The organism is Shinella sp. GW821-FHT11G07 (assembly GCF_058808115.1).
The window spans coordinates 88028-114549 of record NZ_JBXARJ010000006.1; the positions used below are offsets into that span (position 1 = coordinate 88028).

The 26522-nt window shown below is 62.8% G+C and carries 25 protein-coding genes, 1 tRNA gene and 1 riboswitch; of the genes, 10 read left to right on the forward strand and 16 right to left on the reverse strand.

The window, feature by feature from the left end; translation table 11 throughout:
* Window positions 1-2 precede the first annotated feature (2 nt).
* The 3 genes from AC1RT2_RS13395 to AC1RT2_RS13405 are packed head-to-tail and all read left to right on the forward strand — an operon-like array spanning window position 3 to window position 3093.
* Complete coding sequence (locus AC1RT2_RS13395; RefSeq protein ID WP_493102527.1) at window positions 3-401, forward strand: YbaY family lipoprotein; 399 nt, start codon at window positions 3-5, stop codon at window positions 399-401.
* A gap of 29 nt (window positions 402-430) precedes the next feature.
* Window positions 431-2641, forward strand: coding sequence for an FAD-dependent oxidoreductase (locus AC1RT2_RS13400; RefSeq protein ID WP_493102529.1), 2211 nt, complete (start codon window positions 431-433; stop codon window positions 2639-2641).
* Between the two features lie 17 nt (window positions 2642-2658).
* The gene (locus tag AC1RT2_RS13405) at window positions 2659-3093 is read left to right on the forward strand and encodes an SAM-dependent methyltransferase (protein ID WP_493102531.1); all 435 of its coding nucleotides are present in this window, start codon (window positions 2659-2661) and stop codon (window positions 3091-3093) included.
* Here AC1RT2_RS13405 and AC1RT2_RS13410 read toward each other — a convergent pair.
* Window positions 3090-3518, reverse strand: a complete 429-nt coding sequence (locus AC1RT2_RS13410) for a VOC family protein (RefSeq protein WP_493102533.1) — start codon at window positions 3516-3518, stop codon at window positions 3090-3092. The genes AC1RT2_RS13405 and AC1RT2_RS13410 overlap by 4 nt on opposite strands.
* 162 nt (window positions 3519-3680) lie before the next feature.
* On the opposite strand from AC1RT2_RS13410, the gene AC1RT2_RS13415 reads away from it, so the two are divergent.
* Window positions 3681-3857 carry a hypothetical protein gene (locus tag AC1RT2_RS13415; protein ID WP_493102535.1) on the forward strand — a complete coding sequence of 59 codons (177 nt, stop codon included), beginning with the start codon at window positions 3681-3683 and terminating at the stop codon, window positions 3855-3857.
* A gap of 76 nt (window positions 3858-3933) precedes the next feature.
* Here AC1RT2_RS13415 and AC1RT2_RS13420 read toward each other — a convergent pair whose 3' ends face one another.
* From AC1RT2_RS13420 to AC1RT2_RS13435, 4 genes are all read right to left on the reverse strand, one after another.
* Window positions 3934-4989 carry a sensor histidine kinase gene (locus tag AC1RT2_RS13420; RefSeq protein ID WP_493102537.1) on the reverse strand — a complete coding sequence of 352 codons (1056 nt, stop codon included), beginning with the start codon at window positions 4987-4989 and terminating at the stop codon, window positions 3934-3936.
* On the reverse strand, window positions 4990-5436 hold the full coding sequence (locus AC1RT2_RS13425; protein WP_069060116.1) for a response regulator: 447 nt from the start codon (window positions 5434-5436) through the stop codon (window positions 4990-4992).
* Window positions 5433-6929 carry a sensor histidine kinase gene (locus AC1RT2_RS13430; protein WP_493102539.1) on the reverse strand — a complete coding sequence of 499 codons (1497 nt, stop codon included), beginning with the start codon at window positions 6927-6929 and terminating at the stop codon, window positions 5433-5435. The genes AC1RT2_RS13425 and AC1RT2_RS13430 overlap by 4 nt, the downstream gene beginning before the upstream one ends.
* Before the next feature lie 115 nt (window positions 6930-7044).
* Window positions 7045-8034: a DMT family transporter gene (locus tag AC1RT2_RS13435; RefSeq protein WP_493102541.1), complete on the reverse strand. Its 990-nt coding sequence runs from the start codon at window positions 8032-8034 to the stop codon at window positions 7045-7047.
* An 89-nt stretch (window positions 8035-8123) separates the two neighbouring features.
* Here AC1RT2_RS13435 and AC1RT2_RS13440 point away from each other — a divergent pair, with 89 nt between their 5' ends.
* Both AC1RT2_RS13440 and AC1RT2_RS13445 read left to right on the forward strand, forming a co-directional pair.
* Entirely contained in the window at window positions 8124-9029 is a 906-nt protein-coding gene (locus AC1RT2_RS13440) for a DMT family transporter (RefSeq protein ID WP_493102543.1), read from the forward strand.
* Between the two features lie 94 nt (window positions 9030-9123).
* Window positions 9124-9786, forward strand: a complete 663-nt coding sequence (locus AC1RT2_RS13445; RefSeq protein ID WP_493102545.1) for a S24 family peptidase — start codon at window positions 9124-9126, stop codon at window positions 9784-9786.
* Window positions 9787-9806: 20 nt separating this feature from the next.
* Here the strand turns inward: AC1RT2_RS13445 and AC1RT2_RS13450 are convergent, their stop codons facing one another.
* Complete coding sequence (locus AC1RT2_RS13450; RefSeq protein WP_493102547.1) at window positions 9807-10685, reverse strand: transporter substrate-binding domain-containing protein; 879 nt, start codon at window positions 10683-10685, stop codon at window positions 9807-9809.
* Between the two features lie 57 nt (window positions 10686-10742).
* Between AC1RT2_RS13450 and AC1RT2_RS13455 the strand changes: the two genes are divergently transcribed.
* Window positions 10743-12686, forward strand: coding sequence for a glycosyltransferase family 2 protein (locus AC1RT2_RS13455; RefSeq protein ID WP_493102549.1), 1944 nt, complete (start codon window positions 10743-10745; stop codon window positions 12684-12686).
* Between the two features lie 100 nt (window positions 12687-12786).
* Here AC1RT2_RS13455 and AC1RT2_RS13460 read toward each other — a convergent pair.
* A tRNA-Gly gene (locus AC1RT2_RS13460) sits at window positions 12787-12860 on the reverse strand.
* Between the two features lie 997 nt (window positions 12861-13857).
* Window positions 13858-14964, reverse strand: a complete 1107-nt coding sequence (locus AC1RT2_RS13465) for a 2'-deoxycytidine 5'-triphosphate deaminase (protein WP_493102925.1) — start codon at window positions 14962-14964, stop codon at window positions 13858-13860.
* Window positions 14965-15043: 79 nt separating this feature from the next.
* A riboswitch (SAM riboswitch) is annotated at window positions 15044-15122 on the forward strand.
* Between the two features lie 43 nt (window positions 15123-15165).
* On the opposite strand from AC1RT2_RS13465, the gene AC1RT2_RS13470 reads away from it, so the two are divergent.
* The gene (locus tag AC1RT2_RS13470) at window positions 15166-16350 is read left to right on the forward strand and encodes an O-succinylhomoserine sulfhydrylase (RefSeq protein WP_069060124.1); all 1185 of its coding nucleotides are present in this window, start codon (window positions 15166-15168) and stop codon (window positions 16348-16350) included.
* Window positions 16351-16472: 122 nt separating this feature from the next.
* Entirely contained in the window at window positions 16473-16865 is a 393-nt protein-coding gene (apaG, locus tag AC1RT2_RS13475) for a Co2+/Mg2+ efflux protein ApaG (protein ID WP_493102552.1), read from the forward strand.
* A gap of 16 nt (window positions 16866-16881) precedes the next feature.
* Here apaG and AC1RT2_RS13480 read toward each other — a convergent pair whose 3' ends face one another.
* The 3 genes from AC1RT2_RS13480 to AC1RT2_RS13490 form a co-directional block, all read right to left on the reverse strand.
* A complete protein-coding gene (locus AC1RT2_RS13480; RefSeq protein ID WP_493102927.1) occupies window positions 16882-17874 on the reverse strand; it encodes an Hsp33 family molecular chaperone in 993 nt (330 codons plus the stop codon).
* A 196-nt stretch (window positions 17875-18070) separates the two neighbouring features.
* Window positions 18071-18982 (reverse strand): ornithine carbamoyltransferase, encoded by a 912-nt coding sequence (gene argF, locus AC1RT2_RS13485; protein ID WP_069060126.1) that lies wholly within the window; start codon window positions 18980-18982, stop codon window positions 18071-18073.
* 27 nt (window positions 18983-19009) lie between these two features.
* On the reverse strand, window positions 19010-20200 hold the full coding sequence (locus AC1RT2_RS13490) for an aspartate aminotransferase family protein (protein ID WP_069060127.1): 1191 nt from the start codon (window positions 20198-20200) through the stop codon (window positions 19010-19012).
* A gap of 425 nt (window positions 20201-20625) precedes the next feature.
* Between AC1RT2_RS13490 and AC1RT2_RS13495 the strand changes: the two genes are divergently transcribed.
* Window positions 20626-21162: a GcrA family cell cycle regulator gene (locus AC1RT2_RS13495; protein WP_069060128.1), complete on the forward strand. Its 537-nt coding sequence runs from the start codon at window positions 20626-20628 to the stop codon at window positions 21160-21162.
* A 133-nt stretch (window positions 21163-21295) separates the two neighbouring features.
* Here AC1RT2_RS13495 and phoB read toward each other — a convergent pair whose 3' ends face one another.
* From phoB to pstC, 5 genes are read right to left on the reverse strand one after another with little or no spacing between them, the layout of a single operon-like run.
* Window positions 21296-21979, reverse strand: coding sequence for a phosphate regulon transcriptional regulator PhoB (gene phoB, locus AC1RT2_RS13500; RefSeq protein ID WP_069060129.1), 684 nt, complete (start codon window positions 21977-21979; stop codon window positions 21296-21298).
* Between the two features lie 14 nt (window positions 21980-21993).
* Entirely contained in the window at window positions 21994-22722 is a 729-nt protein-coding gene (gene phoU / locus AC1RT2_RS13505) for a phosphate signaling complex protein PhoU (protein ID WP_069060130.1), read from the reverse strand.
* A gap of 50 nt (window positions 22723-22772) precedes the next feature.
* Window positions 22773-23588 carry a phosphate ABC transporter ATP-binding protein PstB gene (gene pstB / locus AC1RT2_RS13510; RefSeq protein ID WP_493102556.1) on the reverse strand — a complete coding sequence of 272 codons (816 nt, stop codon included), beginning with the start codon at window positions 23586-23588 and terminating at the stop codon, window positions 22773-22775.
* 14 nt (window positions 23589-23602) lie between these two features.
* Window positions 23603-24931, reverse strand: a complete 1329-nt coding sequence (gene pstA / locus AC1RT2_RS13515; RefSeq protein WP_069060132.1) for a phosphate ABC transporter permease PstA — start codon at window positions 24929-24931, stop codon at window positions 23603-23605.
* Window positions 24928-26412, reverse strand: coding sequence for a phosphate ABC transporter permease subunit PstC (pstC, locus tag AC1RT2_RS13520; protein WP_069060133.1), 1485 nt, complete (start codon window positions 26410-26412; stop codon window positions 24928-24930). The genes pstA and pstC overlap by 4 nt, the downstream gene beginning before the upstream one ends.
* Window positions 26413-26522 lie beyond the last annotated feature (110 nt).

The window sequence follows — 26522 nt, forward strand, 5'->3', positions numbered from 1 at the left end:
GCATGACGAACCCGACCCGCCGCAGCTTCCTCACCCTCATCGGGGCAGGTCTCATCGCGTCCTCCGCTGAGGCGAGCGATAGCTTCGTGCTGTCGGGCACCGTCACCAATGTGGCGAGCGGTCCGGTTCCGGTCGGCCGGCTGACGATCCGGCTCGAGGAGCAGGGCATCATGGATGTGGCCGCACGGCGCATCGCCCAGACCACGGTCATCAGCAAGGGCAACCGGCATTCCATCCGCTTTTCGATGCGGGTGAAGCGCTCGGCGCTCCGCAAGGCGGTCGCACCGGGCTTCACCATCCGCCTCGAGCGCGACGGCCGTCTCATTGCGATCAACACGACGAAACAGGCGTATGGCGGCAGAGGCAAGGCCTCGCTGCACATTGAACCCATTCTCTACTGAGCCCATTCTCTACCGAGGGGGAGAAAACCATGAGCGCATACAAGAATTTCACCATCGAGACCGACGCCGACGGCATTGCGCTGGTCACCTGGGACATGCCCGACAAGTCGATGAACGTCTTCACCATCGAGGTGATGGACGAGCTGGACAAGATCATCGACCAGGTGGTGGCAGACAGCACCGTCAAAGGCGTGGTCATCACCTCTGGAAAATCCTCCTTCTCCGGCGGTGCCGATCTCTCCATGATCAAGGCGAGCTTCGACCTCCTGAAGGACGCGAAAGCGACCGATCCGTCGACCGCCGTCGAAAAGCTGTTTGAAGCCACCGGCCGCATGACCTGGCTGTTCCGCAAGCTCGAAACCTGCGGCAAGCCGTGGGTTTCCGCCATCAACGGCACCTGCATGGGCGGCGCCTTCGAAATGTCGCTCGCCTGCCACGGCCGCGTCGCTTCGAATGCCAAGTCCGTCAAGATCGCGCTTCCGGAAGTCAAGGTCGGTATCTTCCCGGGCGCTGGCGGTACCCAGCGCGTGCCGCGCCTTGCCAATGCGCAGGACGCCCTCCAGATGATGACGACCGGCTCGTCGCTGACGGCCGCGCGCGCCAAGGCAATGAACCTCCTGCATCAGGTGGTCGAGCCCGACCAGCTCATCCCGGCTGCCAAGCAGCTCATCAAGGACGGCCTGAAGCCCGTCCAGCCGTGGGACGAAGAGGGTTTCAAGGCCCCCGGCGGCGGCATCTGGACGCCCGCTTCCGCCCAGCTCTGGCCGGCTGCCCCCGCCATCCTGCGCCGCGAAACCGCCGGCAATTATCCGGGCGCGCTCGCCATCCTCAAATGCGTCTATGAAGGCCTTCAGGTGCCCTTCGAGACGGGCCTGAAGATCGAGCAGCGCTACTTCACGCACATCCTCCAGACGACCGAAGCCTTCTCGATGATCCGGTCGCTGTTCATCTCCATGCAGGAGCTCGGCAAGGGTGCGCGCCGCCCGGCCGGCGTCCCGAAGTCGGAGATCAAGAAGGTCGCCGTCGTCGGCGCAGGCTTCATGGGCGCCTCCATCGCCTATGTCACTGCCGCTGCCGGCATTCCAGTCGTGCTTGTTGACCGCGACCAGGAGGCCGCCGACAAGGGCAAGGCCCATTCCGAGGGCCTCGTCACCGGCGCCATCGGCAAGGGCCGCCTATCGAAGGAGGACGGCGAGAAGCTGCTCTCCCTGATCACGCCGACGCCGGATTATGCCAACCTCGCCGATGCCGACCTCGTCATCGAGGCCGTCTTCGAGGACCGCAATGTCAAGAAGGAGGTCACCGAGAAGATCGAGGCCGTGCTGCGCGAAGACGCCATCTTCGCCTCCAACACCTCGACGCTACCGATCACCGGACTTGCGAAAAACTCGAAACGTCCGGAGCAGTTCATCGGCATCCACTTCTTCTCGCCGGTCGACAAGATGATGCTGGTGGAAGTCATTCTCGGCAAGGAGACCGGCGACAAGGCGCTTGCCACCGCGCTCGACTATGTCGCCGCCATCAAGAAGACGCCGATCGTCGTCAACGACACGCGTGGCTTCTACGTCAACCGCTGCGTCTTCCGCTACATGGCCGAAGCCTATGACATGCTGATCGAGGGCGTGCCGCCGGCAATGATCGAGAATGCCGCCAAGATGGCCGGCATGCCGGTCGGCCCGCTGTCACTCAACGACGAAGTGGCCGTCGATCTGTCCTACAAGATCTTCAAGGCCTCCATCGCCGACCTCGGTCCGGACTCCGTCGACCCACGCCATATGGAGCTGGTGACCAGGCTGGTGGAAGGCGAAGGTCGCCTTGGCCGCAAGGCCGGCAAGGGTTTTTACGACTACCCGCCGAAGCCGGCTAAGAAAAAGCTCTGGCCGGGCCTGAAGGACCTCTACCCGCAGCAGAAGGCGGACGATGTCGACATCAAGGTGATCAAGGAGCGCCTGCTCGTCACCATCGCGCTGGAAGCCGCCCGCACCATGGAAGAGGGCATCGTCACCGATCCGCGTGAGGCCGATGTCGGCTCCATCCTCGGCTTCGGCTTCGCGCCCTATACCGGCGGCACGCTGTCTTATATCGACGGCATGGGTGTCAAAACCTTCGTCGCGCTCTGCGAAAAGCTCGCCGCCAAATACGGCAGCCACTTCCAGCCGACGCCGCTGCTCAAGGACATGGCCGCCAAGGGCGAGACCTTCTACAGCCGCTTCGCCCCGCAGGAGAAGAAGGCGGCCTGAGCCGCCTTCCCGACACGATGACGCAGGACCTCTCGCCCCGGCTCCTGGAAATCGTCGATGCGCTGCCCCTTGAACCGGGGCAGCGCATCCTCGAAATCGGCTGCGGCCCGGGCGCCATGGCACGCGAGATCGCCCGCCGCATCGGCGACGGCCACGTCCTGGCGATCGACCGTTCCGAAACAGCCATCCGGCAGGCCGTTGCCGGATCGTCCGCCGAAATCGCCTCCGGCCGTCTCGCTTTTCGCTGTATCGCCGCCGAGGATTTCGTGCTCGAACCCGGCGAGATGCCGTTCGATCTTGCCGTTGCCATCCGCGTCGGTGCGCTTGACGGGCGCCACCCCGAGACCGGCCGTCGTGCCCGGGCTCGGATCGCAAAAGCCCTCGCGGCCGGCGGACAGCTCTTCATCGATGGCGGCAAGCCGCTGAAAACCGTTGCGCTCGACGACGCCTAGAAGGTGATCTTCACGGACGGCGCGCTGCGTTTTGCCTCGCCGTGATAGACCGCCTCTATATTGTTGCCGTCGGGATCGAGCAGGAAGGCGGCGAAGTAGCCGGGATGGTATGGCCGCTCGCCCGGTCCGCCATTGTCCTTGCCGCCGGCGGAGAGGCCGGCCTTGTAAAACGCCTTCACCATGGCTTGATCTCCTGCCTGAAAGGCCAGGTGATGCCGCCCGGTCAGCTTGCCGGCGGCCGCCTCGCTGTCGATGCTGGAGATGAACAACTCGTCCGCCCAGAAGTAGTCCTCGCCCGTGCCGCCGATTGGAATTTTCAGCGCGTCGAAGACCGCTTCGTAAAAGCGGCGGCTGGCGGCCAGATTGTGCACGACGAGTTGGATGTGGTCGATAAGGCGGCCGCGATGGAGTTCCTGCGTTTCCATGCCTGACGCTCCCTTGAAGATTAAAGCCTTCTAGCTAGGTCAGCCGCGCCGAGCGTCAACGGTGCCTGTTCCATGCGGAACAGCGCGGTGCGGGGCGATGTGGGAAAGTCTGATCACTGGATGAGAGAGGCTCATCCCCAACCAGAGATCAGGAGAGACCCCATGCGCAAGTTCATCGTTTCCGCCACCGTTGCCCTCGTCGCAGCCGTTTCCTTCGCTGCCCCCTCGCAGGCCGGCTATTACAGCTACGGCTACGAGCCCTACTGCTTTATCAAGAAGGTGAAGTCCTACGACTACTACGGCAACGTCGTCATCAAGCGGATCAAGGTCTGCAAATAAGCTGCATCCTTACTGACCTCCCTAAAGACCCGGATGTTCCTTGCATCCGGGTCTTTTGCTTGCAGGGCAAACAAACTCACGCCGCCCGGGAAGGCTCTCCCATGCGGACCAGCAATTCCGCCCGCGTGCCGGCAGGGCGATTGGCATATTCCAGCTTTGCGCCGAGGCTACCCGCCATCGCGCCGATGATCTTGGTGCCAAGACCGGTGCCGCGCACAGGCCCCTCGCCGCGCCAGCCGATGCCATCGTCCTCGACGAAGAGCAGCGCGTTTTGCGCATCGAGCCGGGTGAAGCCGACACGCACCTCGCCGCCCGTTTCGCCATAGGCATATTTGAAAGCATTGGTGACGAGTTCGGTGACGATCACGCCCAGCGAGACGGCGCGGTCGGTCGAAATATGCAACGGCTCCAGCATGCGGTTGAGGCGCACGTTGCGGCCCTGGCTCTTCATCGAGGTGTCGAGTTCGGACAGCAGCGTCGAGAGGTAGGCGCCCATGTCAACATTGCGCACATCCTCGGACGTGTAGAGCCGGCGGTGAATGCCGGCGATGGCGGTGATGCGAGCCTGCGTTTCGGCAAGCGCCTCCTTCACCGCCTCGTCGGACGCGCTCGACATCTGCAGCCGGATCAGGGCCGCGACGAGCGCCAGCGAATTGCCGACGCGGTGGTTCACTTCGGCGAGCAGCACTTCGGCCCGCTCCTTGGCGGTGCGGATTTCCTGCTCGGCCCTCAGCTTCGCACGCTTCAGTTCCGCATTCTCCAGCGCCTGGCCAAGCGCGTTGGCGAGCAACGGCATGAAGTCGTCGCCGACGGACTTGATGACATAATCCGCCGCACCCGCCTTCAGGGCCTCGACGGCGACCTGCGCATCGCTCGATCCCGTCACATAGACGACCGGAACCGCACCCGGCGCATCCGCAAGTTCCCGAAGAAAGGCAAGGCCGGTACCCGATTTCAGGAAATGGTCGAGCACGACCGTATCGAAACCGCCCTCGGCAAAAAGCGTGCGGCCGCGTTCCACATCCTCCGCATGCGACACCTCATAACCGAGGCGGCCGAGCGCGCGCTCCGCAAGCCGGGCAAGAATCGGGTCGTCGTCGATATAGAGGATGCGGACGGGGCCTTCCTTCATTTACTGCGTCTCGGGAATCTGGATCACGGAGAAGAACAGGCCGAGCTGGCGGATCGCATGCGCAAAGCTTTCGTATTCGACCGGCTTGGTGATGTAGACATTGGCGCCGAGATCGTAGCAGCGCTGAATTTCCCGCTCGTCGTCCGTCGTCGTCAGGATGACGACCGGCAGGCGCTTGGTGTGGGTGTTGGTCTTGATCTTCTGCAGGATGTCGATGCCCGACATGTCCGGCAGGTTGAGATCGAGCAGGATCAGTAGGAACCTGCCGGCGCTGGCGAGACCCGAGCGATCCTTGCCGAGCACGAAATCGAGCGCTTCCGTGCCGTTGGTGAAGGGCACGACCTCGTTGTGCACGCCTGCGCGGCGAATGTTCTTTTCGATGAGGCGCGCATGGCCCTCATCGTCCTCGATCATGACGATTGTGACTTCCTTGCCCAGTCCGTTCATGCCTGCATACTCCTGACAACTTTGCTGAGGTCGGGCGGCAGACGAAGCACGAAGGTCGTCCCCTGCCCGAGTTCGGATCTAACGACAATATCACCGCCAAGATTGCGCATCAGTGAACGCACATGCGCCAGGCCGATACCTTCGCCGGGCCTGTCCTGCGTGCCGGAGCGGCGGAACAGTTCGAAGACCCGCTCGTGATCTTCCGGCGCGATGCCGCGGCCATTGTCGGTGAACTCGATATAGAAGCCGGCCCGGCCCGCATTGCGCGCCTTGACGGAAATGCGCAGCGGCCGATCCGGCGCTTGATACTTGATGGCATTGTCGAACAGGTTGCCGAACACCTGCTCGAGCGACAGCCGGTCGGAAATGACGGTTGGCAGTTTTTCGTCGATGGTGATCTCGCCATCGGATTCGCTGACCTGATGGGTGAGCGCCGCAGCCCCCGTCTCGACGAGCGCCTTGATGTCCACGCGCTCGATCTTGAGTTCGCGCCGCCCGTCGCGCGAGATCTTCAGGATGGCATTGATCAGCCCGTCCATCTTCTTTGTGGAGGAGCGGATGAAGCCGATCGCCTCCGGCAGATCCTCGGAGACGGCCCGGCGCGCCTCGAGAATATCGTCCACGCTCGGCGGCTTTTCGTCGGCCAGCACGTAGCCCTGGATGGCGGAGAGCGAGGCCTGCAGCTCGCTGGTAAAGCCCATGATGTTGACGAGGGGCGCGCGCAAGTCGTGGGTGACGATATAGGCAAAGCGCTGGACTTCCTGGTTGGCGCGGATCAGCTCCTCCGTCCGCTCATCGACGCGCTTTTCCAGCGTGGCGTTCAGCGTCTCGACTTCACGGCGGGCGACGACGATGTCGCGCGTATACTGGGCGACAATGACGGCAGCGCCACCCAACACGCCGATGATGGCAATAGCGCCGATGACCGTCGTCCATTGCAGCGCGCCTGCGGACCACAGCGTATCGATGACGCCCTCCTGCAGGCGCCTGTCCGCATCGGCCATGATGTCGCCCAGCTGCGTGCGCAGCTCATCCATGATAAGGCGGCCGCGGTCCGTCTTGACCTGCGCCACGGCTTCGGCCGTGTCGCCTTGCGCGACCGCCTCGACCGTCTCGGCGAGTTCGACGAGCTTTTCCGAGACGAGACGCCTTATGTCAGGCGTGCGCTCGGCATAATGGGGGAAGCGCGACGCTTTTTCTTCAAGTGACCTCTGCCGCTCCGTAACGGCCTTCAGCGCATCATCGTAAGGCTTTCTGAAATTCGCCTCGCCGGTGATCACGAAGCCGCGCTGACCAGTTTCGGCGTCTTTAATGGTCGAAAGCAGGTCGGCAGCGGCGCTGCGAACTTCGCGCACCTCGATCAGTTCGGCAAAATAGGTCTGCACCTTGCTGACGAGCCAAAGCGACGTGCCGACAATGCCGAGCAACGAGATCATGCCTGCAATCAACAGGATGATAGTCGAGCGCACGAATGCGGCGTTCGATATCGGCATTCCACCCCCCGGTTAGCGCCGTCTACAGGACGGCGACAATATCGTTACAGTGCCCGCTTGCAACCGACGAAGCCGGAAAAGCAGGGAATCTTTTGGTTGTTTCACCCCTTAATGCTCATGTGCGAACCCGTAAACGCCCTGCGAACCGCTCAGTGGCGATGATGATCAAGCCGGCGGAAAAGATCAGCACCGCACCGGCGAAGACGTTCGAGCCGGGTACGTCGCTCCAGATGAGATAGCCGAGCGCGAAAGCCCAGACGAGCGAGGTGTATTCAAAGGGCGCCAGCACGGAAACCGGCGCGCGGCGCATGCCCTCGAACAGGGCAAACTGGCCGATGCCGGCAAGCACGCCCGTTCCAGCCATCAGCACGAGGTCAAGGCCCGACATCGGCTGCCAGACGAAGGGCACGACCAGGGCGGTGTAGAGGACGAACAGGCCGCTCGATATGGTCATCTGCACCTGCGTGCGCTCCTGCAGGGCCGTCTTGCGCAGAAGCACCGTCGCGATCGCCCAGAAGATGGCGGCCTGCAAGGCAAGATAGACGGGCAGCGACAGTTCGAGCCCCTTCACCGCGACCCCGCAGGCGACCACGACGCCGACGAAGCCGGTCGCGACGGCAAGCCAGCGGTAGCCCGGCACCTTCTCGCCGAGGATCGGCACGGAAAGGATCGTCATGACGATCGGCGAGGCATAATAGAGCGTCGTCAACTCGGCGAGCCCGAGATCGCGCGCCGCCGTATAGTAGGAAAGCCAGGCCGCCAGCAGCAGGAGATTGCGCAGGAAAAGCGGCTTCAGCACGGGCGAGTGGCGCGCAGCCGTGAGAATCGGGCGCCCGCCAAAGGCGAAACAGAGCGCAAAGATCGTGACGCTGCGCACGAAAAGGATCTGCCAGACCGGCAGGGCCACCACGAGCCATTTCACCGAAGCGTCCTGCACGGAAAACAGGAAATAGGCAAACAACGTCAGTAGAATGCCGGAAGAAACAGTCTTGTGCACGGGATGAACCTCGACGGCGCGGCAAAGGCGCGCCTCACCCTTGATAGCGCGCCGCTCGACGCCGCGAAAGTGGCAGGAAATCACGGGGAGGAAATTTTTCCCACCCACGGCGTCACGCCTCGTAAACCACCACGAAAAGTCCAGTGACGCGCAAGTTTACACGTGCAAGCACGGCGGGACGGGTATATGCGCGGACCATGGATTCCAAACGACTCGGCTACGCCTTCACCCTGCTTGCGATCCTGATCTTCAGCCTGCAGGACGCCATTTCGAAACATCTCGGCAGTGCCTATCCGCCTGTCTTTATCGCGATGCTGCGCTTCTGGGCTTTTGCCGCCTTCGCCATGGCGTTGGGCGCACGCAGTCCGGGTGGTTTGAAAGTCGTGGCGGCGACGAAGCGGCCGATCCTGCAAATCCTGCGCGGCATTCTTCTCGCCGTTCAGATCGTCATCACCATCACCGCCTTCACCACCGTTGGCCTTGCCCATTCGCAGGCGCTCCTGGCATCGGGGCCGATCTTCGTCGCGCTGCTGTCGATGCCGCTGCTCGGTGAACGCGTCGGCTGGCGGCGCTGGACGGCGATCGGCGTCGGCCTGTGCGGCGTGCTGGTCATCCTTAACCCCGCCGGCACCGACTTCGACCTCTCCGTGCTGCTGCCGCTCGCATCCGCGTTGATATTTGCGCTTTATGTAATCGCAACGCGCCTTGTCAGCCGGGATGATACGGCCTCGACAAGCTTCTTCTACACCGGCGTGGCGGGTGCCGCGGCGATCTCCCTCGTCGGGCCTTTCTTCTGGACCAATCTTGCCCCTGTCGACTGGCTCTGGATGGGGCTGCTCTGCATCACCGGCATGTCGAGCCACTACTTCCTGATCCGGGCCTACGACCTGCTCGACGCCGCGGCCGTCCAGCCGCTGACCTATCTCCAGGTCGTGCTGGCGGCGATCATCGGCGTCAGCATCTTCGGCGAAACGCTGAACATCAACATGGTTGCGGGCTCGGCCATCGTCGTGGCCGCCGGCATCTTCACCATCTGGCGCGAAAGCATCGTGGCGCGGAGGCGCGCAGCCGAAAATCAGGCGAAAAACGACACAGGAAAATAATCCTTTTTTCTTTACTCGCAAACTGTCCTTGGCTATGCTTCCGATCAATCGGACCGGCACTGGCCGGGCCGCCGCCTTGGCAGGGTTACACAACATGTTCTCCCATGACCGGATCTGGGCCGCGATCGACGCCCTTGCCGAACGCAACCGGCTCTCCCCGTCCGGGCTTGCCCGCCGTGCCGGGCTTGATCCGACATCCTTCAACAAATCGAAGCGGCAGGGCGCGGACGGCCGCCAGCGCTGGCCCTCGACGGAATCGATCGCCAAGGTGCTCGACGCGACGGGCGCCTCCATCGACGAGTTCTTTACCTATACCGATGCCGTGCGCGAGGCCGTCCTGCAGCAGGACAGTTTTCCTCCCCAGACCGGCACCATTCCCCTGCTCGGCTTCGCCCAAGCGGGTGCCGGCGGCTTTTTCGACGATGGCGGCTTTCCGGCCGGCCAGGGCTGGGACGTGGTGGAGTTTCCCGCCTCGCCGGCCCACAAGGCGGGCGTGTATGCGCTTGAAGTGCAGGGCGACAGCATGATGCCGCTCTATCGCGACGGCGACGTCTTGATCGTCGAGCCCGGCGCACAGGTGCGGCGCGGCGACCGCGTCGTCGTGAAGACCCGGGAGGGCGAGGTCATGGCCAAGGTGCTGCACCGCCAGAGCCCGCGCACGATCGAACTCGTCTCGCTGAACCCGGATCATCCCAACCGTAACTTCGACATGGACGATGTCGACTGGATCGCCCGTATCATCTGGGCGAGCCAGTAGCCGGCTGGAAATGCTCCAACTCAGCCGCCGTAGAGGTTGATCGGGAAATACCGCAAATAGATTTCCTGCAAACGTCCGTTGCGTGACAAGGCCAATAGCGCGTGATCAATCGCCTCGGCCAGCACGGCGTCTTCCTTGCGGACCATGATGGCCAACCCTTCGCCAAGAAACAGCTCGGACAGATAGGGGCCGTCGAAGAGGCGGCAGCAGCCGGCGGAATCCGTCCCGTTCGTCCAGAAGGCCAGTTGCAGGCCATCGCCGAACACCCCATCCACCTTGCCATCCTTCAAGGCCGCAAGCAGCGCCGCACGGTCGGGAAACGCCTCCGGCTGGATGCGTGGGAAGAACGTGCCCAGCATCGCCTGGTGCGCGCTGCCTGCGATGACACCCACCCGCTTGCCATACAGCGCCGCAGGGCTCTCCCCGGCTGGCGCCGTTTTCCTTGCCACGGCGAAGCGCGCGGGCAGGCGCATGAACGGCCGGGAGAAGACAAAACGCTCGCGCAGCTCTGCCGTGACGGCCACGCCCGCGGCAACCGCCTCGCCATTGCCGTCCACCAGCGCCTTCTCCAGTTCCGGAAAGGTCACGGCCTGGACCTGGCATTTGTCCGTCAGGGCAAGTTCGCGGCAGATTTCGCGAATGAGATCGACGTGAAAGCCGGCGAGCTTGCCTGTCTGGTCGATGAAATTGAAGGGTGGGAAATCCACGGTGGTCAAAAAGCGCAGGCGGACGATCCCCGAAAGGTCCGGGCGGGCGATGCGCTCGCGCGTGTCGAAGAGGATCGGCAGATCGACCGACGGCCGTTCCTGCGCAGCAGCGCTAGGCGGGCTCACCGCTATCAACAGACAAAGCGCAACAAGCCAGTGAAATTTAAAGGATGAAATTCCGCTATACACCATTACAATCAACTTGGGGTTTCAATGGGGCGCTGCCGTTCAAACGGCACCGGGGGCTGCATGCGACTGGCAGAATATCCCGATGACGTCGCTTTCGCCACTGCAATCGGCATTGCGCCGGCATGCCCGGCGCCGCAGGCCGAGTTGCACGTTCCCGCGTGCCTGATGTCGGAAGCCCGCCTTTTCCGTAGGCTGGGCCTCTCCAAAACCTTGATCTCGGCGATGCTGGTTCAGGCGGGCCGGCATGGCACGACCCTCGAGGCAGAGTTTCTCGCAAGCGGTGTGGTTTGCGAGGCGACATATTATGAAGCCCTTGCCGAAATCCTGGGCCTGCCCTTCCTGCCGCAACTGGACCCGGACCAGATCGAGGATATCCCCGACGCCGACACGCAGTTGATCGAGCCGACGATTATCAGGATTCGCCATCCTACCCAGGCTCCCCTCACGGTGATCGTGCCGAGCGCCGAAAGGCTCGCTTATCTGGGCGAAAGCTTGCATTTCTCTCCCGCCCTTCGCACGATGCTGGCTGCCACCACGCCCACCGCCCTTCGTGCAGCCTTGTGGGAGGCCGGCGGTTCGCGGCGCCTTCGCGAAACGGTCGACCAGCTTTTTCGCGGCATGCCCGAGGCCAGCGCCCGCATTACATTGTGGGGACAGCAGGGTTTTTATACCGGAGCGGCGGTATCGATCATGGTCGTGCTGACCATCGCCGCGCCGGAGATCACGCTGCTCCTGCTGCATATCGTGCTGAGCTGCTTCTTCTTCGCTTCGTTTTCCATACGCCTTGCGGCAATGCGCACCGGTGAACGCGCCGGAAACCGGCCGCTGCCCCGCCCCCCGGCGGTTCGGCGCCCCGTCTACTCCGTCTTCATCGCGCTCTATCGGGAAGCTGCCATTGTCCCGCAACTCATCGACACGCTGAACCGGCTGGAATGGCCGGTCGCTTGCCTCGACATCAAACTGATCTGCGAGGCCGACGACGAGGAAACCCTCGATGCGCTTGCCGCCGTCCGCCTCGGCCGGCAATACGAAGTGGTCAAGGTCCCACCCGGTCAGCCCCGCACCAAGCCGAAAGCGCTTTCCTATGCGCTTGGCGCGGCGCGCGGCGAATACCTGGTGATCTACGATGCGGAGGATCGGATCGATCCCCTGCAACTCGAGGAGGCCTGGCGCACATTCGAGGCGGGCTCACCGGATGTCGTCTGTCTTCAGGCGCCCCTCGTCATCACCAATGCGCGCGAGAGCTGGCTGAGCGCGCTCTTCGCCCTGGAATATGCCGGCCTGTTCCGCGTACTACTGCCGCGCCTAGCCGCCGCCCGTCTTCCGATGCCGCTTGGCGGCACGTCGAACCACTTTCGCACCCGCGTTCTAAAGCAGGTCCGCGGGTGGGATCCCTACAATGTGACGGAGGATGCCGATCTGGGCCTGCGGCTCTATCGGCTGGGATATCGGTGCGGCACGATCACCAGGCCGACCTATGAGGAGGCGCCCACCACGATGCAGGCCTGGCTCGGCCAGCGCACGCGCTGGTTCAAAGGGTGGCTGCAAACCTGGCTGGTGCTGATGCGCCAACCTGCGCAGCTGGTGCAGGACATGGGGCTCGGGCCGAGCCTCGTCTTCCAGGTGCTGATCGGCGGGCTTATTCTGTCGTCGCTGGCCCACCCGCTCATCGTCGGCTATCTCGGCCTCATCGCCTGGCAGCTTGCCTTCCAGCAGGCCTACATTGTCGGGCCGCTTCACCTGACCCTCTTTGCGATCGACATCGTCAACATTTTCGGAAGCTACGCCGTCTTCATCGCGCTCGGCCGCAGGGGCATGACGCCGCAGCAACGGGCTGCAGTCGGCTGGCGCTGGACGATGACACCCGTCTACTGGCTGCTCGTGTCCCGGGCAGCCTGGCGCGCCGTGGGCGAATTGCGCAGCAACCCCTTCTTCTGGAACAAGACGGCCCATCGCCCTACGCAAACGGTGCCGGAGCACCCATCCGCACCCGAAACCGTTTGAGAATGCAGACAGGATCGCGAACGGCAGGTGTAAAACACGCTGCAAAACCGTCCGAAAAACGATTGGCTTGAATGTCGCGCAACACCCTGACAAACCGCGCTGGAGCGGGTAGCGGGAATCGAACCCGCGCATTCAGCTTGGGAAGCTGACAGGCTACCATTACATCATACCCGCAAGGCAGCGCGACGGCGCAGTCATTCAACAGTTCGCCGGGCGTGTCAAGGCGAGGGACGATTCGTGAAAACACTTCCGAATTCCCGCGCGAGCTCTGTCGCATCAATCGCCCTGAAAGCTTGACGATGACGTCCTGTTCCATGCCTTCAAGCTTTTCGTAGATCGCCAAGGCAGTATCGATTTTGGATTTTCCAGCGTCGATCATTTTCCGTCCTTCCGCGATCGCTACTGCGATGACAGCCTTGTCGGTCGGGACGGTTGCTGGTTTTGCCTTGCTCATCTCGCCTCTCCTTGTTCGATGAGGCGAGGGTCCATTCTGTCACCGGCTTAGACAACGCGGATCGAGATGCGGGAGGGCAGGAATAAATCTCAAATCAGACCGCACTTGAACACGACCGCAGGCATTTTCAAAAACGCGATTTAAATCGCTCTGGAAAATCGAGGAAATTGGTCAGCACCCTCGCCTGGGAATTGGTCTCGAATGACGACTGTTCCTTTGGAAGACCATGCTGGAACGAGGTGGGCTATTCCTGGTGCCACTGGGGCGCACTGCAATTCATCACGACCAAGCGCAAGACCGTTTCGTAAACTTCGGCTTACAAGAGGTCCGTTCCTATCGAGAACTGGTGCGATTTCTGTGCCGCTCGCTCGCAAAAATTCCGAGGAAATTCGCGAGCAGGAACGCTCTTGAATCACTGATTATATTTGTAAATGAGTGATTACAACCAGCTTATGCAACCATTGCGAGCAGTCTTGGGAAGCTGACAGGCTACCGTTACATCATACCCGCAAGGCAGCGCGACGGCGGAGTCATTCAACAGTTCGCCGGGCGTGTCAAGGCGAGGCGCGCGGCATCGTTTAACAGAGGCGCAGGCGCGTCGCGCTCCGACAGTATTCGGAATTCCGCCGGGTGGCCTGGGCATGTCCCGAAGCTTTGTTGCGCGAATACAGGTAGGGGTATTGCTGTATGCTGCGGGAAACATCTTCGCGAACAGCTTTATCCGACGCGGAAATGCTTGGAGAGTTTTAGGCCTTGTGCCTGATAGTTCGATCCGAGACCGGAGCCGTAGAGGCCTTCCGGCGTATCGAGCATGTGCTCATAGACGAGGCGGCCGACGATCTGGCCGTGTTCTAGGATGAAAGGCACTTCATGGCTGCGCACTTCGAGCACAGCACGGCTGCCGGAGCCGCCGGCCGGGGCGTGGCCGAAGCCGGGATCGAAGAAGCCGGCATAGTGCACGCGAAACTCGCCGACGAGCGGGTCGAAGGGCGTCATCTCGGCGGCATAGAGCGGCGGGACGTGCACGGCCTCGCGCGAGACAAGAATATAGAACTCATCCGGATCGAGGATCAGTTCGTTGCGGCCGCGGCTGAACAGCGGCTCCCAGAAATCGAAGATATCGTGCTGGTTCTTGCGATCGACATCGACGACGGAGGTGTGGTGCTTGCCGCGGTAGCCGATCAGGCCCTCCGGGCCGGTGCCCTTGAGGTCGATCGACAGCGCGATGCCGCCGCCGGAAACGTTTGGCGTTTCGCTGGCGACCAGCGTATCGCTCACGTGCAGCGCCAGCAGTGCGCTCTCGCCGAGCAGGGCCTTGCCCTTGCGGAAGCGGATCTGCGACAGGCGCGAGCCGCGACGCACGACAATCGGGAAGGTGCGCGGCGAGATTTCGAGATAGAGCGGGCCGGAATAACCGGCCGGGATCTTGTCGAATTCCTGGGCGCGATCGGTGATGACGCGGGTGAAGATATCGAGGCGGCCGGTCGAGCTTTTCGGGTTCGCCGACGCGGCGAGTTCCGCCGGCAGGTCGAGGCTTTCCATCAGCGGCACGATATAGACGCAGCCGGTCTCAAGCACCGCGCCCTCGGACAGATCGATGACGTGCAGCTTCAGCCGGTCGAGCTTGTCGGCAACGAGATGGGACGGGCCGGGCAGGAAGCTGGCGCGCACGCGAAAGGCGATCGCGCCGAGGCGCAGGTCCAGGCTCGCCGGCTGGATCTGGTCGTCGTCGAGGGGCGATTCACTCGTCAGCCGTCCGCTGTCGAACAAGCCGCGAATGGCGTTGTCCGCCAGAATGCCCGTGCTGCGCACCGCAGAAGCCATCATCTTATCGTCCCATCAGAAGGTCCGCACAAAACCAAATGCCGGCAATTGACGCAAGCGCGGCCAGGCAGTATTAGCAAGGTTATCCCGTGGTGATTTGGCCGGCCGGCTTGCAGCCACGTAAAACAAGTAGCTAAAAAGGCCGGGTTTAAAACCGGCCTGCTTTTGCGGCCGGTTTTTTTGTTTGAAGGCGACGATCACATGAGCAAGTCCTGGCGCCCGGCCACCCAACTCGTTCACGGCGGAACCACCCGCTCCCAGCACGGCGAAACCGCAGAAGCAATCTTCCTCACGCAGGGTTTCGTCTATGACACGTCGGCTGCGGCCGAAGCCCGCTTCAAGGGCGAGACGGATGGTTTCATCTACGCCCGCTATGGCAGCCCGACCAACGACATGTTCGAAAAGCGCATGTGCCTACTGGAAGGCGCCGAGGATGCCCGCGCCACGGCCTCCGGCATGGCTGCCGTGACGGCTGCAATCCTCTGCCAGCTGAAGGCCGGCGACCATATCGTCGCCGCCCGCGCGCTGTTCGGTTCGTGCCGCTGGGTCGTCGAGACGCTCGCGCCGAAATACGGCATCGAATGCACGCTGGTCGATGGACGCGACCTTTCCAACTGGGAAAAGGCCATTCAGAAAAACACGAAAGTGTTCTTCCTGGAAAGCCCGACCAATCCGACGCTGGAAGTCATCGACATTGCCGGCGTTGCCAAGCTTGCCAACCAGATCGGCGCCAAGGTCGTCGTCGACAACGTGTTTGCAACGCCGCTCTTCCAGAAGCCGCTGGAACTCGGCGCGCATGTCGTCGTCTATTCCGCGACCAAGCATATCGACGGCCAGGGCCGCTGCCTCGGCGGCGTCGTGTTGTCCGACAAGGAATGGATCAACGAGCATCTGCACGACTATTTCCGCCACACCGGCCCGGCCATGTCGCCGTTCAACGCCTGGACATTGCTGAAGGGCATCGAGACGCTGCCGCTTCGCGTCAAGCAGCAGACGGAAAATGCCAGCCGCATCGCCGATTTCCTCGCCGAGCAGAGCCAGGTCGCCAGCGTTATCTATCCGGGCCGCAAAGACCATCCGCAGGCCGACATCATCGCCAAGCAGATGACCGGCGGCTCGACGCTCGTCTGCTTCGAGCTGAAGGGCGGCAAGGAAGCGGCCTTCGCGCTGCAGGATGCGCTGCAGGTCGCGAAGATCTCCAACAATCTCGGCGACGCCAAGAGCCTGATCACCCATCCGGCGACGACGACGCACAAGAACCTGACGGACGAGGCGCGTGCCGAACTCGGCATGTCGGCCGGCACGGTCCGTTTTTCCGCCGGTATCGAGGACAGCGAAGACCTGCTCGAGGATTTTGCCCGCGCGCTCTCCAAGGTCAAAGCCTGACCTTCAGCAACAGATGGACAAATACGGAGGCACCGGCCGATGCGGCCGGTGCCTCTTTGCTTATCCTTGACGAAACCACATTCCTGTAGAATAGCAGGAGCTAATCAGTTCAAGGCTTGCCCATGTATCGTGCGCTAACCCGCGACATCGAAGTGACCGTAGAGCCGTACTATCTGGCCGACCAGTCCGACCCCGATGATAGCCGCTATGTCTGGGGTTACCGCGTCGTCATATCCAACCATTCCGACATCGCCGTACGGCTGATGACACGCTACTGGCACATCACCGACCAGAACGGCCAGGTCGACGAGGTCAACGGTCCCGGCGTCATCGGCGAACAACCGACGCTGCGCCCCGGCGATACCTACGAGTACTCTTCCGGCTGCCCGCTCGAAACACCGTCCGGCATCATGTTCGGCCGCTACCGTATGGAGGCGGAGAACGGCGAAGCCTTCGACGTCGCCATTCCTGCCTTCTCGCTGGATACGCCGGGACAACCGCGCACCCTCAACTGAGGATGCGCTTGGGGGCCTACTGCGGCAGGACTTCCGTCGCGTCGAAGCGGTAGGTCGTCGAGCAGAACTCGCAAGTGACCGAGATATCACCCTTGTCGTCCGCCGTGTGCGCAATATCGTCGGCGCTGAAGCCGACCAGCACGCCCTTCAGCTTCTCGCGCGAGCACGAGCAGCGGTCAAAGACCTGTTGCGGCTGGTAGACGCGCACGCCGCGCTCGTGGAACAGCCGGAACAGCAGCCGTTCGGTGCCGACAGTCGGGTCCGTCAGCTCATCGGCGTCGATCGTCTCGACCATCGCCTTGGCTTCGGCCCAGTTGTCGTCGTCATCGATCTTGTGGCCGACATCGTCGCCATCGCCGCCGGGCAAATCCGGCTGGCGCATGCGTTCCGGCGCCTGCGGCAGGAACTGTGCGACCATGCCGCCGGCCCGCCAGCGGTGGCGCACCTTGCCGGCCTCGTCACGATCGAAGAGTTCGGCAACGCCGAGGCGCACCCTGGTTGGAATCTGCTCCGACTGGCGGAAATAGACGCCGGCAATCTGCTCCAGCGTCTCGCCGTCGAGCGGAACGATGCCCTGATAGCGCTGCGTGTGCGTGCCCTGATCGATCGTGAAGGCCAGAATGCCCTTGCCGAGCAACTCATGCGGCTCCGTCGTACCGGCGGCGATGGCAGCATCGAGGGCTGCCTGGTCGAAACGGGCATAGGCGCGCACGTTCTCCGGTGCTGAGAAATCGGCAACGAGCAGGTCGACCGGGCCGTCGCCCTTGGTCTGGACGATCAGCTTGCCTTCGAACTTCAACGAGGTGCCGAGCAGCACGGTAAGCGTTATCGCCTCAGCGAGCAGCCGAGCGACGGGGGCAGGATAATTGTGCCGGCCCAGAATGGTATCGAGCATGGGACCGAGCTGCACGGCACGACCGCGCACGTCGAGCCCTTCCACCTGAAACGGCAGGATATGGTCGTCGCCGGAATAACCGAGCTCACCGAGTTTCAAGGCATTGTCAGCCATCATCATTCTGCTCCTTGCACACCGGGAAGCCACCGGGCCATGGGCCCGGCTGCTTGCGACCGGCATTCTACCGTGATTCAGCGCGCTATCACCCGGATCATTCCATACCGGACGGGCATGCGCCAGAGAGGGCGCCTTCCAGCGCCCTGTGATGGCCCCTAGATCGTATCGGCCGGCGTGTTTTTCAAGACGCGCGTCAGACGGCGCCGAGGCACCAGGCGAGGATCGACTTCTGCGCATGCAGGCGGTTTTCCGCCTCGTCGAAGACCACCGACTGCGGGCCGTCGATCACCTCGTCGGTGACCTCCTCGCCGCGATGCGCCGGCAGGCAATGCATGAAGAGCGCATCGTCGTTCGCCCGCGCCATCAGCTGCTTGTTGACCTGATAGGGCTGGAAGATGTTGTGGCCGCGGGCGCGGTGTTCCTGGTTCATCGAGACCCAGCAATCGGTGACGACCAGATCGACGCCGTCGATGATCGCCTCGGGATCATGGCCGAGCAGGATATTGCCGCCATTGTCGCGCGCCCAATTCAGGATCTTGTCGTCCGGCTCGGAGCCCATCGGCACGGCCATCCTCATCGTGTAGCCGAAGCGGGCCGAGCCCTCGACGAAGGAATGCAGCACATTGTTGCCGTCGCCCGTCCAGGCAAAGGTCTTGCCCTTCGTCGAGCCGCGATGCTCCTCGAAGGTCATGATGTCGGCCATGATCTGGCAGGGATGCGTCAGGTCCGTCAGCGCGTTGATGACAGGCACGGTGGCATGTTCGGCAAGCTCCAGCAGACGGTTATGGTCGGTCGTGCGGATCATGATGGCATCGACGTAGCGCGACAGGACCTTGGCGGTGTCGCCGATCGTCTCGGCGCGGCCAAGCTGCATCTCGGTGCCGGACAGGAACAGCGTCTCGCCGCCGAGCTGGCGCATGCCGACATCGAAGGAGACGCGGGTTCGGGTGGACGGCTTCTCGAAGATCATCGCGAGCATCTTGCCGGCGAGCGGCTTTTCTTCCGTGCCGGCCTTGCGGGCGGCCTTGCGCGTGTGCGCATCGTCCATGATGACGCGGAGATCGCTTTCCGAAACGGCGGAAAGGTCGAGAAAATGCTTGGCCATGATGTGTCCTGTCTGTCTCGGTCCTGCTTATGCGGCTTTGGCCGCCGTCAGCTTTTCGGCTGCGCGCTCGATGCGGGCGAGCCCCTCGCGCGCCTCTTCCGCCGTGACGGTAAGCGGCGGCAGAAGCCGCAGCACATTGTCGCCGGCGGGCACGCCGAGCAGCTTTTCCGCACGCACGGCCTTTAGAAGGTCGGCGACCGGAATCTTTGCCTTGATGCCGAGCATCAGGCCTTCGCCGCGGACATCCTCAATGATCTCCGGGAAACGGTCCTTGAGGGCCGCAAGGCCCTGGCGGAAGACGAGGGCGACGTCACGGACATGATCGAGGAACCCGTCTTCCAGCACGACGTCGAGCACCGCATTGCCGACGGCCATGGCGAGCGGGTTGCCGCCATAGGTGGAGCCATGTGTGCCGGCGACCATGCCGGCAGCCGCTTCGTTCGTGGCAAGGCAGGCGCCGAGCGGGAAGCCGCCGCCGATGCCCTTGGCAACCGCCATGATATCCGGCGCAATACCGGACCATTCATAGGCGAAGAGGCGACCGGTGCGGCCGACGCCGGACTGCACCTCGTCGAGGATCAGCAACAGTCCATATTCGTCGCAGAGCTGGCGAAGCTCCTGCATGAATTCCTTCGGTACCGGGCGGATACCGCCTTCGCCCTGCACCGGCTCGATCAGGATGGCCGCCGTTTCCTCGGTGATCGAATCCTTGACGGCTGTGATGTCGCCGAAGGGGACCTTGAGGAAGCCCGGCGCCTTGGGGCCGAAACCCTCGATGTACTTTTCCTGTCCGCCGGCCGCGATGGTGGCGATCGTGCGGCCGTGGAAGGCGCCGTCGAAGGTGATGATGTGGAACTTGCCGGGGTGGCCCTTGGCGAAATGATAGCGACGCGCGGTCTTGATCGCGCATTCCAGCGCTTCCGCCCCGGAATTGGTGAAGAACACCTTGTCGGCGAAGGTCGCCTCCGTCAGCCGGCGGCCGAGGCTTTCCTGGCCCGGAACCTCATAGAGGTTGGACAGGTGCCAGACCTTCTCGGCCTGATCCTTCAGCGCGGCAACGAGATGGGGATGCGCATGGCCCAGCGAATTGACGGCGACGCCAGCGGCGAAATCGAGATATCGCTCGCCATTTTCGGCGATCAGCCAGACGCCCTCCCCGCGCGTGAACCGGAGCGGTGCACGCATATAGGTTTCATAGAGCGGCGCGGCATCGGCCATGGCGCAGGTCCCCCGAAAAGAGATGCGGAAAGATTCGTTTACGGCTTGACTTTTCCAGGCTTTAGAAAAATCAAAAACCGCCTTTCGGCGGCATGCGGCACTATCAGCATTTCTCCCTGCAATGTCAATGAAATGCACGTCTGAAATGCCGCTGAACCTACCGCAACGTGAGGATTCACGATACGCGCGCAAGGTGTCGCTCTTGAGTCACACCAGGGCAGCAAGTTGGGGAAAACTCCGAAATCGATTCGCACCGATTCCCGCGACTCTTGTCACAGAGTCCCCCGAACTCTAGGTTAAAGACCAATTACTAGACTGCAAGCGGCGGAACTAGTCACCAAAAGAGTTAGGGCGTTCAAGTTCCGGACCCATCCGGAACGCGATGAGGGATTCCCGCATCGCGAGCGTCGAACGGAGACGAGAAGATGAACTGGACAGACGAGCGGGTCGAGAAACTCAAGAAGCTCTGGAGCGAAGGTCTGAGCGCGAGCCAGATCGCAGCGCAGCTCGGCGGCGTCAGCCGTAACGCCGTCATCGGCAAGGTGCACCGCCTGAACCTGCCGGGCCGCGCGAAAGCCGGCGGCACGCCGACCGCCGCCCGCCCGAAGCGTCCGGCCGTTGCAACGCCGCGGCCGTCGAACTTCGCGGCCCGTCCGGTCCCCGCTCGCGTAGCGGCACGTCCGACCGGCGCGATCCTCGCCAAGGAAGACATCGACGCCGATTTCGACGCACAGACGGAGCAGCTTCCGGTCCCCGCCAACGGCAACAAAGTGGTTGTGCCGATGTCGCGGAAGCTGGAACTGACCGAGCTGACCGAGCGCACCTGCAAGTGGCCGATCGGCGACCCGCTGAACGACGACTTCCACTTCTGCGGCAACGAATCCCCGGACAACTCGCCCTACTGCACCTACCACCAGCGCCTCGCCTACCAGCCCTCGGCTGAACGGCGCCGGATGCGCTAGCAGAAACGAAGAGCTGAATGCGATAAGGGCCCGGAAGGGCCCTTTTCTTTTGTGCTGACGAGAGACGCGCAGCCCCCAAAACGCAAACAGGCCCCAAAGGGCCCATTTCCGTCCTTGGGAGGAAACGCTTGGCTCAGGTTTCCAGCGAGTAGCCGGCGCCGCGGACGGTGCGGATGACGTCCTGCATGTTGGCGAAGTTGAGCGCCTTGCGCAGGCGCCCGACATGCACGTCGACGGTGCGCTCGTCGACATAGATGTCATGGCCCCAGACGCCGTCGAGAAGCTGCGAGCGCGAGAAGACGCGGCCGGGCGAGGTCATCAGGAACTCCAGGAGGCGGAACTCCGTCGGGCCGAGGCGGACCTCGCGGGTGCGGCGGTGCACGCGATGCGTCTCGCGGTCGAGTTCGATATCGCCGCAGCGCAGCACCGTCGAGACGACCTCGGGTTTTGCACGGCGCAGCATGGCGCGAACGCGCGCGACGAGCTCCGGCGTCGAGAACGGCTTGACGACATAGTCGTCGGCGCCGGTGGCGAGCCCGCGCACGCGCTCGCTTTCCTCGCCGCGTGCCGTCAGCATGATGATCGGCAGGCGCTCGGTTTCCGGACGCTGGCGCAACCGCCGGCACAGCTCGATGCCCGAAACGCCCGGCAGCATCCAGTCGAGGATGAGAAGGTCCGGCAGGCGCTCCTGCAGGCGCATCTCGGCCTCGTCACCGTTCAGGATCGTATCGACCTCAAAACCTTCGGCCTCGAGATTGTAGCGCAGGAGGACGCTGAGCGCCTCCTCGTCTTCGACGACGGCAATTCTGGGCACCATGGAGGTGAAACTCCTTACTCGGAGGCGTCGGTAACGTCGGCAGTGACCACCGACGTCGTGGTGTCGTCCTTCGGGCGTTCACCCTCGGGCTGCGAGCCGGTCGCCATGTAGTAGATGGTTTCCGCAATGTTGGTCGCGTGGTCGCCGATGCGCTCGATGTTCTTGGCGCAAAACAGGAGATGCGTGCAGGGCGTGATGTTGCGCGGATCTTCCATCATGTAGGTCAGGAGTTCGCGGAACAGCGACGTGTAGATCGCGTCGATCTCGTCGTCGCGCTCGCGGATGGCCTTGGCCTTCTCGATCGAGCGGGTCGCGTAGACGTCGAGGACTTCTTTCAGCTGCATCAGCGCGAGTTCCGCGAGATGCTCGAGACCGCGGGTAAGCTTGCGCGGCATGCCCGAGCTCTGCACGGCGATGACGCGCTTGGCGGTGTTCTTGCCAAGGTCGCCGACGCGCTCCAGTTCGGCCGCGATGCGGATGGCGCCCATGATTTCGCGCAGGTCCGCCGCCATCGGCTGGCGCTTGGCGATCGTGACGATCGCCTTCTCGTTGATCTGACGCTCGGCAGTGTCGAGGATGACGTCCTCGGAAATGACCTTCTGCGCCAGAGCGCCATCGGTGGCAACCAGGGCGCGGACGGCATCCGCAACCATCTGCTCGGCCGTGCCGCCCATCTCGGAGATGCGGCGGGAGAGGTACTTCAGTTCTTCGTCGTAAATCGAGACGATATGGGTCGATGACATGGTTCTGTCCTTAATGCGCTCGGGTTTTCAGGGCTTTGGCGACGATCGCGTCAGCCGAAGCGGCCCATGATGTAGTCCTGCGTGCGCTGGTCGTCCGGGTTGGTGAACATCTTGTCGGTGTCGTTCTCCTCGACGAGATTGCCGAGGTGGAACATGGCGGTACGCTGCGAGACGCGGGCCGCCTGCTGCATCGAGTGCGTCACGATGACGATCGTGAAGTTGGCGCGCAGCTCGTGGATCAGTTCCTCGACCTTGGCGGTCGCGATCGGGTCGAGCGCCGAGCACGGCTCATCCATCAGGATGACTTCCGGGCTGACGGCGACGGCGCGCGCGATGCAGAGGCGCTGCTGCTGGCCGCCGGAGAGGCCGGTGCCGCCCTCCTGCAGACGGTCCTTCACCTCGTTCCAGAGGCCGGCCTTCTGCAGGCTCTTTTCGACGATGGCATCCATGTCCGCCTTCGTCTTGGCGAGGCCGTGGATGCGCGGGCCGTAGGCAACGTTTTCATAGATCGACTTCGGGAAGGGGTTCGGCTTCTGGAACACCATGCCGACGCGGGCGCGCAGTTCCACGACGTCGATGCTCGGATCATAGATGTCATCCGTATCGAGCGTGATCCGGCCGGTGACGCGGCAGCCTTCGATCGTGTCGTTCATGCGGTTCAGCGTGCGCAGGAACGTCGACTTGCCGCAACCCGACGGGCCGATGAGCGCAGTCACGGTGTTTTCGCGGACGTTCAGGTTGACGTCGTAGAGGGCGCGCTTGTCGCTGTAGTAGACCGAAACGTCCTTGCCGATCATCTTGTAGGAAATGTCGTTCATTTTCTTGTCCAGCGCTTTCTCGACTGCTGCTTCTGACATGATGTTCATCTGTCTATAACCTTCTACCAGCGCCGTTCAAAACGGCGGCGCAACAGGATTGCACCCACATTCATGAGGATGAGGAAGATGAGGAGGATGATGATCGCTCCCGACGTGCGCTCCACGAAGGCGCGTTCCGCCTCGTTCGCCCACATGTAGATCTGCACCGGAAGGGCCGTTGCGGGCTCAAGCGGCGTTGACGGAATGTCCGCGACGAAGGCGACCATGCCGATCAAGAGCAGCGGTGCGGTTTCGCCGAGCGCATGCGCCAGGCCGATGATCGTGCCCGTCAGGATGCCCGGCATGGCGAGCGGCAGGACGTGGTGGAACACGGTCTGCATCTTCGAGGCGCCGAGGCCGAGGGCCGCTGCACGGATCGACGGCGGCACGGCCTTGAGAGCGGCGCGGGTCGCGATGATGATCGTCGGCAGCGTCATCAGGGTCAGCACCAGACCGCCGACGAGGGCTGCCGAGCGCGGGAAACCGGCGAAGTTGACGAAGACGGCGAGGCCGAGCAGACCGTAGACGATCGACGGCACCGCGGCGAGATTGTTGATGTTGACTTCGATGAGGTCGGTGAAGCGGTTCTTCGGGGCGAACTCCTCGAGATAGATCGAGGCGGCCACACCGATCGGCAGCGACAGCGCGAGCACGATCAGCATCATGAAGAGCGAACCGACGGCCGCGACGCCGACACCGGCGGCTTCCGGACGGCTCGATGCGCCGTTGATGAAGATGCCGGTATTGAAGTGCTTGGCGAGCGCGCCGGTTTCAGCAAGCTGGTTCATCCAGCCGAGCTGCTTGTCGGAGATCTTGCGGTTGCTCTCCGCGACGGAGAGATCGATCTGCCCCTTGAACGCCGAATCGAGATCGCCGTGGGCGAGGAAGGTCACCGTCTGCGTGGTGCCGATGAGCGCCGGATTGGCCGTGATGAGGTCACGGAGCTGAACGCGGACGCTGTCCGAGATCATACCGTTGACCGCCTTGAGGCCGGCGCGGTCGTCTTCACTGACGCCGAGCACCTTGGCAAGCGCATTGCGGGCAACGACCGGATAGTTGGCCGAGACCAGCTTCTGCGGATTGGTGGCGCGCTCATTGTTCTTGTCGATGATCTGTTCCGAGAATTCGACCGGAATGGTGATCATCGACTGCTGGAAGGCGGTATAGCCCTTGGAGACAACCGAAAACAGCAGGAGGAACAGGAACAGCAGGCCAAAGCTGATTGCGGCCATGCCGTAGAGACGGAAGCGCCGTTCGGCGGCGTAGCGGCCACGCAGACCGATATCGCGGCGTTGAGGCTTGGCGGCAGCACCTAGGGCGGCCATCGAGGGGCTCGTAGAGACCTGGCTCATTCGTACTGCTCCCGGTATTTGCGCACGATATAGAGGGCGTAGATGTTAAGGCAAAGCGTGATGACAAACAGCGTGATGCCAAGCGCGAAGGCCACCAGCGTCTGAGGCGAGGTGAACTCGAGGTCCCCCGTCAGCTGGTTGACGATCTTGACCGTCACCGTCGTCATCGGCTCGAACGGGTTGAGCTGCATGCGGGCGGCAACACCGGCGGCCAGCACCACGATCATGGTTTCGCCGACGGCGCGCGATGCGGTCATCAGGAGTGCGCCGACGATGCCGGGCAGTGCCGCCGGCAGGATGACGCGCTTGATGGTTTCCGAGCGGGTGGCACCGAGGCCGAGCGAGCCGTCACGTAGCGCCCGCGGCACGGCAGTGATGATGTCGTCCGACAGCGAGGAGACGTAGGGGATCAGCATGATACCCATGACGAAACCGGCGGTCAGAACGCTCTGCGCCTGGATGAAGTTCGAATAGTTGCCGGTGACGAGACCGTTGAGCTGGGCGGAGATGTCGCGCAGGAACGGGCCAACCGTCACCAGGGCAAAGAAGCCGTAGACGATCGTCGGAATGCCGGCGAGCACTTCAAGCAAGGGCTTGGCAACCGAACGGACCGTGCGCGAGGCGTATTCGGACATGTAGATCGCCGCGAAGAGGCCGACGGGCACGGCGACCAGCATGGCGACAAAGCCGATATAGAGCGTGCCGGCGAGCAGCGGAATCAGGCCGAACTGACCGGACGAGTCCGTCGCACCGGCGGCGGCAAAGCGCGGATCCCAGGTCGTGCCGAAGAAGAATTCCCAGGCAGGCACCATGTTGAAGAAGTGGATGGCTTCCGTCGCCATGGACGCAACGATGCCAATCGTCGTCAGAATGGCGATCGAGGAGGCCGCGATAAGGCCGACCAGCATCACCCCTTCGACGCGGTTGCGGGCGCGGAACCTTGGCGCGATCGACCGATAGGCAAAGAGGGAACCACCGACTGCCGCGAGGACGACAAGGATCGACAGCATCATGCTGCTCGTGCCCGTCATGCGGTTATAATCGTCCGCAGAGGTCAGCATGTAGGGCGCCGGATCGGCTGCCAGCGGCACACCCTTGCCGGCCAGAACGGTGCGCGCGGTGGCGCCATCCGCAAACACCCCAGCCCGCTCTTCGGGCGAAAGAAGCCGCAGGCCGCGGGCGATGGCGCCGATCATGTTGTAGTTGAGGTTCTGCGTCGCCTGCGGTTCGGCCTTCACCTCATCAGGGAAGCCGGCGCGCACGGTAGAGCTGATATAGAACGGGCTCGCGATGATCCAGACGAGGAGCACGGCGATTGCCGGAAGCATGGCCCAGATGGCAACGAAGGAGCCATAGTAACCCGGCCGGGAATGCAGGTTGGAAAGTTTACCGCCGGAGAGCGCGTTGGCGCGCCAGCTGCCGACCAAATAGCCCGCCACGCCGATGACGGCGATGATGAGCAGAAGAAAGGAAATACTCATTTAGGAAACTCTCCCGGCGAGATCATCCGCGCTGTCATTTTGTTTGTCGCAACCCCAGACGCAAAACCGCTCATGCACTTTTGCTGGTGTTGCTCCGAGCGTGCCCAATC